The organism is uncultured Tateyamaria sp. (assembly GCF_947487805.1).
GTDB lineage: Bacteria > Pseudomonadota > Alphaproteobacteria > Rhodobacterales > Rhodobacteraceae > Tateyamaria.
The window spans coordinates 744,404-758,263 of record NZ_CANKXW010000001.1 but is presented as its reverse complement, the minus strand read 5'-3'; the positions used below and the strand labels follow the sequence as shown (position 1 = coordinate 758,263).

The 13,860-nt window shown below is 65.5% G+C and carries 14 protein-coding genes; 8 read left to right on the top strand and 6 right to left on the bottom strand.

Annotation, left to right across the window (positions count from 1 at the left end):
• The first annotated feature begins 68 nt into the window (after positions 1-68).
• A complete protein-coding gene (locus Q0949_RS03865) occupies positions 69-1,004 on the top strand; it encodes an L-threonylcarbamoyladenylate synthase (RefSeq protein ID WP_299368820.1) in 936 nt (311 codons plus the stop codon).
• Positions 1,005-1,012: 8 nt separating this feature from the next.
• Here Q0949_RS03865 and Q0949_RS03860 read toward each other — a convergent pair whose 3' ends face one another.
• Positions 1,013-1,585: a YqgE/AlgH family protein gene (locus tag Q0949_RS03860; protein ID WP_299368818.1), complete on the bottom strand. Its 573-nt coding sequence runs from the start codon at positions 1,583-1,585 to the stop codon at positions 1,013-1,015.
• Between the two features lie 143 nt (positions 1,586-1,728).
• Here Q0949_RS03860 and Q0949_RS03855 point away from each other — a divergent pair, with 143 nt between their 5' ends.
• The gene (locus tag Q0949_RS03855) at positions 1,729-2,541 is read left to right on the top strand and encodes a protein-disulfide reductase DsbD domain-containing protein (protein WP_299368816.1); all 813 of its coding nucleotides are present in this window, start codon (positions 1,729-1,731) and stop codon (positions 2,539-2,541) included.
• Here the strand turns inward: Q0949_RS03855 and Q0949_RS03850 are convergent.
• The 5 genes from Q0949_RS03850 to Q0949_RS03830 all read right to left on the bottom strand — a co-directional run bounded on the left by Q0949_RS03850 (position 2,538) and on the right by Q0949_RS03830 (position 9,630).
• A complete protein-coding gene (locus Q0949_RS03850; protein WP_299368814.1) occupies positions 2,538-6,155 on the bottom strand; it encodes an efflux RND transporter permease subunit in 3,618 nt (1,205 codons plus the stop codon). The genes Q0949_RS03855 and Q0949_RS03850 overlap by 4 nt on opposite strands.
• A 3-nt stretch (positions 6,156-6,158) precedes the next feature.
• On the bottom strand, positions 6,159-7,619 hold the full coding sequence (locus tag Q0949_RS03845; protein ID WP_299368812.1) for an HlyD family efflux transporter periplasmic adaptor subunit: 1,461 nt from the start codon (positions 7,617-7,619) through the stop codon (positions 6,159-6,161).
• Between the two features lie 94 nt (positions 7,620-7,713).
• Positions 7,714-8,256: a molybdenum cofactor biosynthesis protein B gene (gene moaB / locus Q0949_RS03840; protein WP_299368810.1), complete on the bottom strand. Its 543-nt coding sequence runs from the start codon at positions 8,254-8,256 to the stop codon at positions 7,714-7,716.
• Positions 8,253-8,861 carry a LysE family translocator gene (locus Q0949_RS03835; RefSeq protein WP_299368808.1) on the bottom strand — a complete coding sequence of 203 codons (609 nt, stop codon included), beginning with the start codon at positions 8,859-8,861 and terminating at the stop codon, positions 8,253-8,255. Before Q0949_RS03835 ends, moaB begins: the two co-directional genes overlap by 4 nt.
• Entirely contained in the window at positions 8,854-9,630 is a 777-nt protein-coding gene (locus Q0949_RS03830) for a uracil-DNA glycosylase (RefSeq protein WP_299368805.1), read from the bottom strand. Before Q0949_RS03830 ends, Q0949_RS03835 begins: the two co-directional genes overlap by 8 nt.
• Before the next feature lie 130 nt (positions 9,631-9,760).
• Here Q0949_RS03830 and Q0949_RS03825 point away from each other — a divergent pair, with 130 nt between their 5' ends.
• The 6 genes from Q0949_RS03825 to Q0949_RS03800 are packed head-to-tail and all read left to right on the top strand — an operon-like array spanning position 9,761 to position 13,860.
• The gene (locus Q0949_RS03825) at positions 9,761-10,705 is read left to right on the top strand and encodes an aspartate carbamoyltransferase catalytic subunit (RefSeq protein WP_299368803.1); all 945 of its coding nucleotides are present in this window, start codon (positions 9,761-9,763) and stop codon (positions 10,703-10,705) included.
• Positions 10,702-11,175, top strand: coding sequence for a hypothetical protein (locus Q0949_RS03820; protein WP_299368801.1), 474 nt, complete (start codon positions 10,702-10,704; stop codon positions 11,173-11,175). The genes Q0949_RS03825 and Q0949_RS03820 overlap by 4 nt, the downstream gene beginning before the upstream one ends.
• A complete protein-coding gene (locus Q0949_RS03815; RefSeq protein WP_299368799.1) occupies positions 11,172-11,714 on the top strand; it encodes a hypothetical protein in 543 nt (180 codons plus the stop codon). The genes Q0949_RS03820 and Q0949_RS03815 overlap by 4 nt, the downstream gene beginning before the upstream one ends.
• Entirely contained in the window at positions 11,711-12,994 is a 1,284-nt protein-coding gene (gene pyrC / locus Q0949_RS03810) for a dihydroorotase (protein ID WP_299368797.1), read from the top strand. The genes Q0949_RS03815 and pyrC overlap by 4 nt, the downstream gene beginning before the upstream one ends.
• Positions 12,995-13,609 (top strand): glycerol-3-phosphate 1-O-acyltransferase PlsY, encoded by a 615-nt coding sequence (gene plsY, locus Q0949_RS03805; RefSeq protein WP_299368795.1) that lies wholly within the window; start codon positions 12,995-12,997, stop codon positions 13,607-13,609.
• Positions 13,606-13,860 (top strand): hypothetical protein, encoded by a 255-nt coding sequence (locus tag Q0949_RS03800; protein ID WP_299368793.1) that lies wholly within the window; start codon positions 13,606-13,608, stop codon positions 13,858-13,860. The genes plsY and Q0949_RS03800 overlap by 4 nt, the downstream gene beginning before the upstream one ends.

Sequence of the window (13,860 nt, the reverse complement as noted above, 5' to 3'; positions counted from 1 at the left end):
TCATAAATGCGTTTGCGCGGAGCCTACCGCAACTTGAACGCCGCGTCACGGGATCAGACAGGACCGATATGCCCAAAATCTCGACCAAACGGCTGCCTGCGGATGCGGGCGGCGTCGCGGATGCGGCCCGCGCCCTGCGGGAGGGCCGTTTGGTCGCCTTCCCGACCGAGACGGTTTACGGGCTGGGCGGGGACGCGTGTGACGGCACGGCCGTGGCCGGGATCTATGAAGCCAAGGGCAGACCAAGTTTCAACCCGCTCATCGTACATGTCGCCGACAGGGAGATGGCCGCGCGCTACGGCATCTTTTCGGATCAGATGGCAGCGCTGGCGGCGGCGTTCTGGCCCGGTCCGCTGACCCTTGTCGTGCCTCTGGCGCCGGATCACGGGCTGTCGACGCTTGTAACCGCAGGGCTGGACACCGTGGCGCTGCGGGTGCCCGCGAATGCGTTGGCGCAGGATCTGCTGCGCGCCTTTGGCGGGCCGGTTGCGGCACCTTCGGCCAACCCGTCAGGGCGGATCAGCCCCACGACTGCGGATCACGTGCTGGCGGGGCTTGATGGGCGGATAGCGGCGGTGCTGGATGGTGGGCCCTGTTCGGTGGGCCTTGAATCGACTATTCTGGGCGGTGTGCCAATGGCCTTGCTGCGCCCCGGCGGGTTGGCCACCGAAGAGATCGAGGCCGTGACCGGCCCGCTGGCCACAGCGGGCTCGGACATCACTGCCCCCGGCCAGCTGGCGTCACATTACGCGCCGCGCGCGGCCCTGCGCCTGAATGCGAACCATGCCCATCCGGGCGAGCAGATGCTGGGGTTTGGGCCGATGCAGTCGGATCTGAACCTGTCGGTAACCGGTGATCTGGTCGAGGCGGCGGCGCATCTGTTTGACCACCTGCACCGGCTGGACGCCAAGGGCCAACCGATTGCCGTGGCACCCATTCCGAACTGCGGGTTGGGGCGCGCGATCAATGACCGGCTGCGCCGCGCCGCAGCCCCGCGCGACTGACCCGCACCTCAGGCCCGCCCGGCGGCCCCCGACAGCCCAAGCGGGTCAATGCCCAGAGACTGCACCGCGGCCATCCATTTGTCCTCGTCCGCGGTACCAAAGACCAGTTTCGGGTCCGACGCCACGGTCAGCCAGCCGTTTTGCGCGATTTCCCCTTCGAGCTGGCCGGGGCCCCACCCGGCATAGCCCAACATGACGATGGACCGGTCCGGACCCTCGCCCGCCGCGAGGTCTTCGAGCACGTCGAGCGTGGCCGTCATCCCGAACCCGTCGCACACGGCCAGCGTTTGCAGGCGCGAGGTATAGTCCGTGCTGTGCAGCACGAAGCCGCGCGCGGTTTCCACCGGGCCGCCAAAATAGACCGGGCGTTCGCGGTAATGCGGGGCGGCTTTGATCTCGAGCTGGTCGAAGAGGTCGCCACAGCCCATGTCCTGAGCCGGTTTGTTGACGATCAGGCCCATCGCTCCTTCGGCGGAATGGGCACACAGGAACACCACGGACCGGTCAAAGCGCGGATCCCCCATGCCCGGCATCGCCACCAGCAGGGTGCCCGTCAGATCCAGCGAGAGGGGTTCAGCCATTTACCATCCTGTTCGGAAGCGCCGTTCGCCGGCAGCATGCCGCGCTTGCAGCATGGGACGCAAGGGGCCAGCGCGCCGCAGGCAGGGGGCCGCGCACCGGAACGTGACTTGGAATTTACCCACCTTTTCGCCATCTAGGGCGCATGACAGTGCGATTTTCCCTTTTGGCTGCCGGTGCAATCTGTGCCGCTGCGGCATCGGCCAGTGCCCAATCTGGCTTTGACGACGTTGTGCAGGCGCAGGTTCTGCAAGGGTGGGACCTGCCTGACGGACGCCGGGTGGCGGCCTTGCACCTGACGCTTGCGCCGGGGTGGAAAACCTATTGGCGCGCGCCGGGCGATGCGGGCATTCCCCCAAGCTTTGACTGGCGCAGGGCACGCAATCTGGGCAATGTCGCGCTCAGCTGGCCCACGCCGGACGTCTATGTGCAATATGGTCTGCGGTCGATTGGATATACCGGAGAGTTGGTGATCCCGATGCATGTAACCCCGGCCAAACCCGGCAAGCCGGTGCGCCTGCGCGCGACGATGTCGCTGGGGGTCTGTGCGGATGTGTGCCTGCCGCATGAAATCCAGATCGACACGGTGCTGGATGCCCCCGACAGCAGCCCGACACCGGCGATCGTCGCGGCGCTGGCCGACACACCCTATTCCGCCGATGAGGCAGGTGTGCGCGCAGCCACCTGCGCGCTGCGGCCCACAGAGAACGGGATGCGGATCGAGGCGCGGGTGACGCTGCCCTCTACGGGCGGGCGCGAGGTGGCGGTGATCGAACCCGGCGTGCCCGGCGTCTGGGTCAGCGAAGCGGTCACCCAGCGCAGCGGCGATACACTCACCGCCGTGAGCGAGATGGTGCACCAGAGCGGGAGCGCCTTTGGCGTGGACCGGTCAAATGTGCGGATCACCATTCTGGGCGGCGACTATGCCGTCGATGTTCAAGGGTGCAGCGCGGGCTAGGTCGCCGCGCGCCAGCGCGTGATCTGGAATAGCACCGCGGCCAGCACGTAAGCCATCAGACCCACCGCCAGCACGCCGCCCGAGAACAGGGCAAGTGCGGCAGGCATTGCAGCCAAGTCCGCGACCTGCGGCACCCGATCCACGATCTGCGGCAGTATCGCACCACGCAGCATCGCGTGTCCCAACGTCGCGGCAAACCATGCCAGCACGACAACCCACAGCAGGGCAAAGCCCCAGCGCACCGTGGCCGCTGGCGACATCACGCCGCGACGCATCGCACGCACCTGTCGGCCCACATCGTGCTGGACCGCGACCAGAGCAGGCACCACCAGCAACACGAGGATCATGCCAAAGCCCAGCCCGTAGACCAGCGTGATGATCGTGGGCTTGAGGAACTGGGCCTGCTGCGAGGTTTCATAGAGGAGCGGCGCCATGCCCAGCACGGTTGTCAGGGTGGTCAGGATCACGGGCCGCAACCGGTCCGCCGCCCCGTCGATGATCGACGGGAACAGCCCGCGATCCTTGGCATAGCCATCGATTGTGGTCACCAGCACGATGGAATCGTTGATGATGATCCCCGTCATCCCCAAGAGCCCCACGACCGTGAACATGCTGAGCGGAACATCCCACAGCGCGTGGCCATAGATCGTACCCACAAGGCCAAAGGGGATGATCGCCATCACGACCATTGGCCGGGTCCAGCTGGAAAACACCCACGAAAGGACAAGGTAAATCCCCGTGAGACACAGGATCAGCCCGGTCAACGCGTCGCTGAGAAATGCGTTTTCCTGTTCGCTGAGGCCCGCCTGGCGATATTCGACCTGACGCTCGGCGGCGATGGTGGGCAGGATGTCTTGGGCCAGGGCCTCGTTGATCTCGGTTGCGCGGACGGCATCGTCTTCGGAAATGTCACCGGTGACCGAGATCAGGCGGATCCCGTTTTCGCGCCGGACGGTGGAAAACCCGGTGCGCCGGTCGACGCTGACGATATCGGCCAGCGGGACATAGTCGCCCTGCGGCGTGCGCATCTGTGTCCGGTCGAGGAAATCCGCAGTCAACTCGCCCTTGGGCAGTTCCACCCGGATCTCGGCGCTGCGCGGCCCGTCGGGATAGGTCGCCGCCTCGATCCCGTTGAGGCGGTCGCGCAGGGCACGGCCCAGCGTATCGATGGTGAAGCCCAGCGCCTGTCCCTGCGGGGTCAGATCGAGGATCAACTCTTCCTTGTCGTAGGCCAGATTGTCCTCCACCGCGCTCACCTCGGGATATTGCAGCAGCGCGCGCTTGAGGTCTTCGGACGCGGCCTTGAGCGTGTCGGTGTCGTTGCCGTAGAACTCGACATCCAGCGCATCGCCCCCCGGTCCCGACCGCCAGCCGCGGAAGCTGACCGTTTCGACCAGCGGGTGGTGCACGACGGCGTCCTGAAGTGCTGCCACAAAGGCAAAGGACGAATAGGGGCGCAGATCGGCGTCGATCAGTTCGATGGAGATACCGCCCAGCAGATCATTGTCCTTGCTGTCCGTGCCCGCCAGCCCCCGGCCCGCGTTCCCGCCAATTTCGGCAATCACATAGTCGATGGGATTGCGGCCGTGTTCGGCCTCGTATTCCTTGCCCAGCGCCTCGGTCGCGCGCTGCATCTCGCGCATCATGGCCAGGGTGTCATCGCGCGTGGCGCCCTCGACCATTGCGAAATTGCCAGTCACCGATCCGCGTTCGGGCGCGTTGAAGAACCGCCATTGCACGTCGCCGGTGATGAACAGCGACACCTGGCTTGCCAGCACCACGCACACCCCGGCGAGCACCGCGTAGCGTGCCGCAATCACCCCGGCCATGAACGGCCGGAAAAGCCGTTCGCGCGCCCATTCAAAGCCTGCGTTCACGATCAGCGACGGGGTATCGAGCCCTTCTTTGCCCATGGTCGCGACCCACGTGCCCTTGCGGGCGCGTGGCGTGATCAGGAACAGCGCCGCCAGCACGGCAGGCCCCGCGATCAGGTAGGGTGCTGCCGCGCGCCAATCGGTCAGCGCCTCGGGCCAGAGGACATAGCTGATCGCGCCCGAGAGGACCGCGGCCAGGGCCGCGAGGCTGAGCACGGCGATCAGCAGTTTGGAACGGCGGAACCTGCGCCCTTCGGATGCGCTAAGTGCGTGTCCCATGTGGTGCGGCAGGATCAGGAAGCATTCGATCAGCGATGCGATCAGCACCACGATGACGGTAAAGGGGATGTCGGCGATCAGGTCGCCAAACCGCCCACCAACGGCGATCAGGCCGAAAAAAGCGATCACGGTCGTCAGCGTGGCGGCGAAGACCGGCATCGCCATGCGGCGAGCGGCGTTTTCGGCAGCGACCAGCGGTGGTTCGCCATAGATCCGGTATCGGTGGTCGGCATGTTCGCCGACGACAATGGCATCGTCCACGACGATCCCCAGCGTGATGATCAGACCAAAGAGCGAGATCATGTTGATGGTCAGACCACCAACATACATCAGCGCAATCGCGGCCATGAGCGCCACGGGAATGCCCGCCGCCACCCAGAAGGCCGTGCGCCAGTTCAGAAACAGGAACAGCAGTGCCACCACGAGGGCCAGACCGATGCGCGCATTGTCCACCAACAGGTCGAGCCGCCCGGAGATCGCCTCGGCCCGGGTGCGGATCAGTTCGACAGTGACCGCTGGCGGCAGGGTGGATTTGAGTGCAGCGGCGACCTCTTCGACCTGGGCCTGCACCGCAATGGCGTCGCCGCGGTTCGACCGGTCCACGCGGATCGATACGGCGGGGTTTTCGCCCACGAAATAGCTGCGGTCCCGATTGGATCCGAGCCGGGCGATCGTCGCCACATCGCGGATACGCAGTTTCGAGCCGTCGGGGTTGGAGCGCAGGACAATCCCGCCGATTTCATCGGGGCTGCGTTTCTGGGTGCCGGTGCGCACGCGGGCATTGGCCCCTGTCACGTCGCCTGCGGGATCGGTATCGACCTCCGAGGCAATCGCGGCAGCGATCTCGGCCATGGTCACGTCATGGGCAATCAGTTGCAGCGATGGCACTTCAACCATGGTTTGAGGGGCCGCGACGCCGCGGATCGTGGTGCGCGTGACCCCTTGGGCAAAGAGGCGCACGACAAGTTCATCAGCGAAAAGGCCCAGCTGCTGCGGATCGACCGGGCCGGTGATCACCACGTCGGTTACCCGGTCGCGCCATGCGCCGCGGCGTACGGTCGGCTCGTCCGCGTCATCGGGCAGCGTGGTGACCGTATCCACGGCGGTTTGCACGTCATCTGCCGCGCGGCCCATGTCCCATCCGGGTTCGAATTCGAGCGTGATGGTCCCCACCCCTTCGCGCGAGTTGGCCGAGGAGGATGCGACCCCTTCGACCACCAGCAGCACAGGTTCCAGCACCTGTACGATGGCCGCGTCGACGTCTTCGGCCCCTGCTCCGTCCCAGCGTGCGGTGACAGTCACGTTGTCGACGATCACATCGGGAAAGAATTGCGCCCGCATGTTGGGAATGGCCGCAGCACCCGCCACCAGCATCACGAGGAGCAGCAGGTTGGCGACAGTGCGGTGGCGCACGAAGTAGGACAGGATGCCGCCCGCCGCCTTTGGGATATCGCGCGCCATGGCCTAGCCCCCCATCCGGCTTTCGATCCGGGCCACCATCTGGGCGGGCACGCGGTCCTCGCTGAGCCGAGCAAGGACGCGGGCCTTCGCCTCGGCGGGCATGCGCTGGTTGCCTTCGACAAAGGCGACGAGGCGGGCGCGGCGTTCTTCGGACAGCTCGAGCATTTCGGGCTCTGGCGGCGCTTCGCCCGGCGCGCGCGGACGCAAGGGCCGGACGGAAATGCCCGCGCCCAGCAGGGGCGAGCGGGCCTCGACCACGTCACGGCCCGCCAGATCGCGGCTGCGCACGAGGATGTCATCGCCCTGGCGTCGCAAAAGGCGGACCTGAATGGCCTCCAGCCGATTGTCCTCACCCAGCACCAGAACCGTGTCATTGGCGTCGATGGCCGAGGCGGGCAGCCGCACCACGTTTTCAAGCGGCGGCTCCTGCACGGACACGGTGACGAAATCACCGGGGATGAACCCGCGCGCCGTCTCGAGACGGGCAAAGACAAGGCGTCCGGTCTGTTGTTCGCCGGCGGCGGCACTGGCCCGGCTGATGACGCCGGTGGCCCGCAGATCGACCCCGGACACATCGAGCGTGGCGGTCACCGACGCGGGCAACAAGGCGCCATCCGCATCCAGAAGGCGCGCATATTGCGCGGTGGAGACGCGAAACGCGACCTCCAGCGATGTTGGGTCAATCAGGACGGCAAGCTTTTCGTTGGTCGTGGCCAGACGCCCGGCCACCACGTCCGTTTCACTCAGTGTGCCGTCGAAGGGCGCAGTCAGCGTGGTGTCATCCAGCGTGCGCTGTGCCTCGCTCAGGGCGATGCGGGCGCGGGCGAGCCGGGTGATCGATTGGTCAATGCGCGCCTCGGCACTGGTTACAGCCTGACGGCGGGACAGAACCGATTGCCGCGCAGAGGCCGCGGCCAGTTCGGCAACCTCCACCGCTGCCGCGGTGCCAACGCCCCGCTGGGCGAGGTCAACCTGCCGCTCATAGGCGCGCTGTTGCAGGTTCGCCTGATCCTGCGCCGCCGTTTCCTCGTCCCGGGCAAGGGCCACGGCCCGTTCGGCGTCTCGCACCTCTGCTTCTGCATCCAGCAGATCGGCCTCGGCCCGCTCAAACGCGGCTTGCGCGTCCGCCGGATCGATCCTGAGCAGAACTTGGCCCGCTGTCACCGCGCCGCCATCCTCGAACCCCGGCGCAAGCTCGATGATCCGCCCCGATGCAGCCGCGCGCAGCTCAAGCCGGCGGCGACTGTCGATTTCGCCAAAGGCCTCGAGCACGGGCGTTTCGGTGCCGGGTTCGGCGCGCACGACTCCGACGGCAAAGACACGCTCGCGCGCGGGCGGCGCTTTGGACTCGCGGGCCAAGCGCTCTTGAACAGCGCCGCCCACCAGTTGCGCGGCATAGGCCATCAGCCCCAGGGTCAGCGCCGCCAGCACCAGACCGATCAGGCTTTGCCTCAAAAATCGCATATTTTCACGCCTTTACCCGCAAACAACAGTGCACAGTATAAATTAGAACGGCTGCCACGAATACCAAGCAACAAAGCTGTTACGCGCGCACCGGCTATTTCCGTCGCTGATGTTCGTCCAAACGGGGTAAAATTTCGACAAAGTTGCAGGGACGGTGCCGGAAATCGAGCTGGCGGCCCAGGATTTCATCCCACGCGTCCTTGCACGCCCCCGGACTGCCGGGCAGTGCAAAGAGGTAGGTGCCGTTGCAGACACCACCCGTTGCACGGCTTTGCACGGCGCTGGTGCCGATCTTTTGCATTGATACGATGGTAAACACCGTCCCGAAAGCATCGATTTCCTTTTCGTAAACGTCGCGATGCGCCTCGACCGTGACATCGCGCCCCGTCAGGCCGGTGCCGCCGGTGGAGATGACCACGTCAATCGCCGGATCATCGCACCAAGTGCGCAGCTGATCCGCGATCTGCGCGCGTTCGTCGGGCAGCAGCCGCCTGTCCGCAAGCAGGTGCCCGGCCGCGGTCAGGCGGCCCACCAGCACATCGCCCGACCTGTCCTGCGCCAGATCGCGGCTGTCGCTGACGGTCAGCACCGCGATGCGGACGGGAATGAACTCCAGCGTGTCGTCGATCCGGCTCATGCGCGCTCCAGCAAGGCAAGGCGGACAGCGAGGCCCGCGAAAACGGTTGCGGTGATCCAGTCGAGCACCCGGCTGCCGCGGGCCATCCGTTGCCCGATCCCGCCGGCAAAAACGCCGACGGCTCCGTTGATGACAAAGCCCCCAAGGCTGAGGATCGCGCCGAACACAAGGAATTGCGCCAGTACGGGCCCGGCCTCGGGCACAACGAATTGCGGCACGAAGGCCAGAACAAAGAGGATGACCTTGGGGTTCGACAGGTTGACTATCAGCCCCGTTCGGAACGCATGGGCCGCGCGCACGGGCGGCCTGTCCACGTTCGGCCGCGCGTGCAGGGTTTGGACCGCCAGCCACAGCAGATAGGCCACACCAGCCCAGCGGATCACCTCAAAGGCCAGTGGCACGGTCGCAACCAGCGCACCCAGCCCGAGCCCTGCCAGAAACGTGTGTATGAACGCCCCGAGCGCAATACCGCCACTGGCCGCCATGGCCGCGCGCGGACCCGACCGCATGCCCTGCCCAAGGCAGAACGCCATGTCCGCCCCCGGCGTCAGGTTCAACGCCAGCCCCGCGGGGACAAAAGCCAAAAGCATCACCGAATCAACCATCGCGCAACCGTTTCTGCACGCTGAGCAGATCCGCCCAGGCCTCGCGCTTGGCCGCAGGGTTGCGCAGCAGGTAGGCGGGGTGGAACAACGGCAACGCATCCACATCATGGGCCCGCGTCCAGTCACCACGCAGCCGCGTGATCCCCCGCTTGCCCAACAGTGCCTGACAGGCGTGATTGCCCATGATCATCAACACGTCCGGCGCCGCCAGCGCGATATGGCGCCGCAAGAACGGCTGCATCATGGCAACCTCTTCGGGCTTGGGATCGCGGTTCTGCGGCGGGCGCCAGGGCAGCACGTTGGTGATGTACACGCTGTCCGCACGGCTCAGGCCAATCGCGGCCAGCATCCTGTCCAAGAGCTGCCCCGCCCGCCCGACAAATGGTTTGCCTTCCATGTCCTCGTCACGGCCCGGGGCCTCGCCCACGATCATGACGCGGGCGCCCGGCACCCCGTCGGCAAAGACCAGATTGCGCGCCCCGCGTTTCAACTCGCAATGCTCAAATGCCGCCAAGGCCGCACGCAACCCATCCAGATCCTGCGCCGCCCCGGCGGCCGCGCGGGCGGCAGCCACGGCATCATCCGCCGCATCGCGCGCTGACGCGACAGGCGCTGGCGCATCTTGAGCCTTGGCAGACACAACAGGCTTCGTCAGCGACGCAGGCACTGCATAGCGGTCAATCGGCGCATCCGCGATGCACGTGTCCACGCCCAGCTCGATCTGCCAGGCAAGGGCCGCGAGGGCGCTATGATACTCTGCCGATTCCATGGCGCAATCCTACGCGGGGTCGTCCCGAACCGGAATGCCCATTCATTGTTCCCCAAATATGCATTTCCAACGCCTTGCCGCCAACGCCCACCGGCGCATATAAGCGCGCAGGCCACGCCAAGGGACTGCCATGACCTTTACCCATCGCCACCTTCTGGGCATCGAACACCTGCGCGCCGAAGAAATCGTGACCATCCTCGATCTGGCAGAGGAATACGTGACCCTCAACCGGGCCGCGGAAAAGCATGGCGAGGCGCTGGCCGGGCTGACCCAGATCAACATGTTCTTCGAAAACTCGACCCGCACGCAGGCGAGTTTCGAGCTGGCGGGAAAACGGCTGGGTGCAGACGTGATGAACATGGCGATGCAGGCCTCGTCCATCACCAAGGGCGAGACGCTGATCGACACCGCCATGACACTGAACGCGATGCATCCCGACCTGCTGGTCGTGCGCCACCCGCATTCGGGGGCAGTGGACCTGCTGGCGCAAAAGGTGAACTGCGCCGTGCTGAATGCAGGCGACGGGCGGCACGAGCACCCGACGCAGGCGCTGCTGGATGCGCTAACGATCCGGCGCGCCAAGGGGCGGCTACATCGCCTGAACGTCGCCATTTGCGGCGATATCGCGCACAGCCGCGTGGCCCGGTCCAACATCATTCTGCTGGGCAAGATGGAAAACCGCATCCGCCTGATCGGCCCGCCGACGCTGATGCCCGCGGGCATCGCGGAATTCGGCTGCGAGGTCTATGACGACATGGAACAGGGCTTGCAGGATGTGGACGTGGTCATGATGCTGCGCCTGCAACGCGAGCGGATGGATGGCGGGTTTATCCCGTCCGAACGTGAATATTACCACCGTTATGGCCTTGATGCGGAAAAGCTGGCCCACGCCAAGCCCGATGCGATTGTCATGCATCCCGGCCCGATGAACCGCGGGGTCGAGATTGACGGCACCCTGGCCGATGACATCAACCGCAGCGTCATTCAGGATCAGGTGGAAATGGGCGTCGCGGTGCGTATGGCGTCGATGGATCTGTTGGCGCGCAACCAACGTGCCTTGCGGGGGGCTGCATGAGCGAGGCGGATGCCGATCTGATGCCGGGCGAGACCGTGCTTTACAGCTGGACGATCTCGGCGCGCACATTCCTGATCCGCACCGGTGCCATCCTGCTCTTTTGGATCGTGGTCGGTCAGGTGGCCAGCCTGGCGCAGTTGCACACAACGTCGCTGCTGGCCCTGCCCGTGGCGGCACTCTTTGGTCTGTTCTATATGTGGGTGTTCGGAGAGCTGGACGTCTGGCCGCGCAACCGCAATACCAACTGGCACCTGACGGACCGGGCCATCCATATTGTTCCGGGCGACGATCTGCCGTCGCGCCTGCCCTTGACGGACATCCGGGGTGTAAGCCGCTGGCCGATCTGGTCACTGGTGATCCGGTTCAATGCAGGCACCGCCACGGTCCTGCCCATTCCCCCCGATCCCCAATCCTTGCGCGCCCGCATCCTCGCCGCCCGCGCCCATGCCCTGCCGGAGGCACATGCATGACACCAACTCTGCATATCCCCGCCAATGAACATGGTGTCATTCGGGTCTTTGCGCTGTCCATGACCGACCCGGAGGCCAAGGCGATCAAGGACGATCCCGCCGCATTGATCGGCGTTCTGGGTGTACCCGTGGACGCCTCGCATGTCGAAATCTTCCCACTTTCCGACCTCGAAGGGGTTGGACTGCCCGGGTATCTGATGGATGGGCACGCGGTGCCGGAGGCGCAGATTGCGCCGGACCGGATCAAGCTGGACAAACTGGGTGGCTGGGTGCTGGTGCTCTACTCCCGCGCTTTTGACGGGGCCGAGGTGACACTGACGCCCAGCCCTGCCTTGACGCTGATCGGCACCTACGGCACACCGGGCACCAACTGGCAATCCACCGAAACGCTGAGTGCCGAGGCCGCCAAACCCTATAGCGCGCCACCCGAGACGGTGAAAAAGCGCCCCTCGGACGCGGCCATGTCCGGGCGCATCGCCATGGTGGTTCTGATTGGACTTGCCCTGTTCACGTGGCTCTTCATATGGATCGCCGGATGACTGACACCCTGTTCACAAATGCCAAGCTGATCGATCCGGAGGCGGGCACCGTCACCACCGGCGCCGTCGCCGTCACGGGCGGGCGCATCAGCGCGGTCATCACCGATGGTGCCGAACTGCCGGACGCGCGCGAAACGGTGGATTGCAACCGCAAGCACCTTGGGCCCGGCCTGATCGACATTGGCGTCAAGGTTTGCGAGCCGGGCGAGCGCCACAAGGAAAGCTTTGGCTCTGCCGGGCTGGCGGCTGCGGCGGGCGGTGTCACGACGATGGTGACGCGGCCCGATACCGATCCGGCCATCGACAATCCCGAGACGCTTGAATTCGTGATCCGCCGCGCCCGCGAGGCCGCACCTGTCAACGTGTTGCCCATGGCCGCGCTGACCAAGGGGCGGCAGGGGCGCGAGATGACCGAGATCGGGTTCCTTCTGGATGCAGGGGCCGTGGCCTTCACCGATTGCGACCATGTGATCACCGACAGCAAGGTGTTTGCCCGCGCGCTCACCTATGCGCGGTCCCTGGGTGCGCTCGTGCTGGGCCATCCGCAGGAACCCGTGCTGAGCGCGGGTGCGGCGGCCACATCGGGTAAGTTCGCATCACTGCGCGGCCTGCCCGCGGTGTCACCCATGGCCGAACGCATGGGCCTTGATCGCGACATCGCCATGGTCGAGATGACCGGCGCGCGCTATCACGCCGACCAGATCACCGCGCAGCGCGCCCTGCCCCCGTTGGAACGCGCCAAGGCCAACGGGTTCGACATCACTGCGGGCACATCAATCCACCACCTGACGCTGAATGCGCTGGACGTGGCGGATTACCGAACGTTCTTCAAGATCAAGCCGCCCTTGCGTGACGAAGAGGACCGGCTGGCCATCGCCGAGGCCGTGCGGTCGGGCCTGATCGACATCATCAGCTCCATGCACACGCCGCAGGACGAGGAGAGCAAACGCCTGCCCTTTGAGGCGGCGGCCTCCGGTGCGGTCGCACTTGAGACACTGTTGCCGGCGGCCATGCGCCTCTTTCATGCCGATCAGGTAGACCTGCCTACGCTGTGGCGGGCCATGTCGCTGAACCCCGCGCGCCGCCTGGGCCTTGATGCCGGTCGCATGGCCGTTGGCGCACCGGCGGATCTGGTTCTTTTTGATGCACACGCCCCGTTTGTGATGGATCGCGGTACGTTGCATTCGAAATCGCGCAACACGCCCTTTGACGGCGCGCGCATGCAGGGTAAGGTTCTTCAGACATTTGTCGCTGGCCATTCTATTTACAAAAGATCCTAGATGCCCATTCTTGAAAGCAGTTTTGCAACGCTCGCCCTGTGGGCGGTGATCGGATACGGCCTCGGCTCCATCCCTTTTGGCATGGTCCTGGCGCGCATGATGAACCTTGGCAACCTGCGTGACATCGGATCAGGCAATATCGGGGCCACCAATGTCCTGCGTACCGGCAACAAGACGGCCGCCGCGCTGACGCTGTTGTTGGATGCGGCCAAGGGGGCCGCGGCGCTGCTGCTGGCGCGCGCGGTCACTGGCGCGGAGGATGCGGCCCAATTGGCGGGATTGGCGGCGATGCTGGGGCATTGTTACCCCGCGTGGCTGGCGTTCAAGGGCGGAAAGGGGGTGGCGACATTCCTGGGCCTGCTGCTCGCCTTGCACTGGCCCGTGGGTGTTGGGGCCTGCGTGGCGTGGCTAGTGGGTGCGGCACTGACCCGAATCTCGTCCATGGGCGCACTGGTGGCCGCCGCTTCATCCACGTTCCTGTTGGTGTTTCTGGGCAAGCCTGACGCGCTGTTTCTTGGGGTCATACTGACCTTGCTGATCTTTTGGCGGCATCGCGCGAACATCGCCCGTATCCGCGCGGGCACGGAACCCAAGATCGGCAAGAAATCCGCGTGAGTTTCGCCACACGACTGGCGGCCCTGCCCGAAGGCACGTTCACCGGCACGGCCCATGGGCGCCGCTATGTCGTCACCAAATCCAGCTTTTCCGGCGGCAAATCCGTCAAACTGGTGGCCGAAGAGCTGGGCGGCACGGATTACATCAGCCTGAACTGGTACGAACTGAAAACCGGCGGTGCCCTCAGGCCCTGCGAAATGCCCGAGACCAAAGTGCGCGCCTTTGTGGACGCGCTGGACGTCACCGCCTAA

Excerpts from the sequence above, each read along its gene's own strand:
- moaB (WP_299368810.1), bottom strand. The coding sequence starts at position 8,256 with ATGAGCCGGATCGACGACACGCTGGAGTTCATTCCCGTCCGCATCGCG.
- Q0949_RS03815 (WP_299368799.1), top strand. The coding sequence starts at position 11,172 with ATGACACCAACTCTGCATATCCCCGCCAATGAACATGGTGTCATTCGG.
- Q0949_RS03860 (WP_299368818.1), bottom strand. The coding sequence starts at position 1,585 with ATGGCTGAACCCCTCTCGCTGGATCTGACGGGCACCCTGCTGGTGGCG.
- Q0949_RS03845 (WP_299368812.1), bottom strand. The coding sequence starts at position 7,619 with ATGCGATTTTTGAGGCAAAGCCTGATCGGTCTGGTGCTGGCGGCGCTG.
- Q0949_RS03830 (WP_299368805.1), bottom strand. The coding sequence starts at position 9,630 with ATGGAATCGGCAGAGTATCATAGCGCCCTCGCGGCCCTTGCCTGGCAG.
- Q0949_RS03865 (WP_299368820.1), top strand. The coding sequence starts at position 69 with ATGCCCAAAATCTCGACCAAACGGCTGCCTGCGGATGCGGGCGGCGTC.
- Q0949_RS03855 (WP_299368816.1), top strand. The coding sequence starts at position 1,729 with ATGACAGTGCGATTTTCCCTTTTGGCTGCCGGTGCAATCTGTGCCGCT.
- Q0949_RS03835 (WP_299368808.1), bottom strand. The coding sequence starts at position 8,861 with ATGGTTGATTCGGTGATGCTTTTGGCTTTTGTCCCCGCGGGGCTGGCG.
- Q0949_RS03850 (WP_299368814.1), bottom strand. The coding sequence starts at position 6,155 with ATGGCGCGCGATATCCCAAAGGCGGCGGGCGGCATCCTGTCCTACTTC.
- Q0949_RS03825 (WP_299368803.1), top strand. The coding sequence starts at position 9,761 with ATGACCTTTACCCATCGCCACCTTCTGGGCATCGAACACCTGCGCGCC.
- pyrC (WP_299368797.1), top strand. The coding sequence starts at position 11,711 with ATGACTGACACCCTGTTCACAAATGCCAAGCTGATCGATCCGGAGGCG.
- plsY (WP_299368795.1), top strand. The coding sequence starts at position 12,995 with ATGCCCATTCTTGAAAGCAGTTTTGCAACGCTCGCCCTGTGGGCGGTG.
- Q0949_RS03820 (WP_299368801.1), top strand. The coding sequence starts at position 10,702 with ATGAGCGAGGCGGATGCCGATCTGATGCCGGGCGAGACCGTGCTTTAC.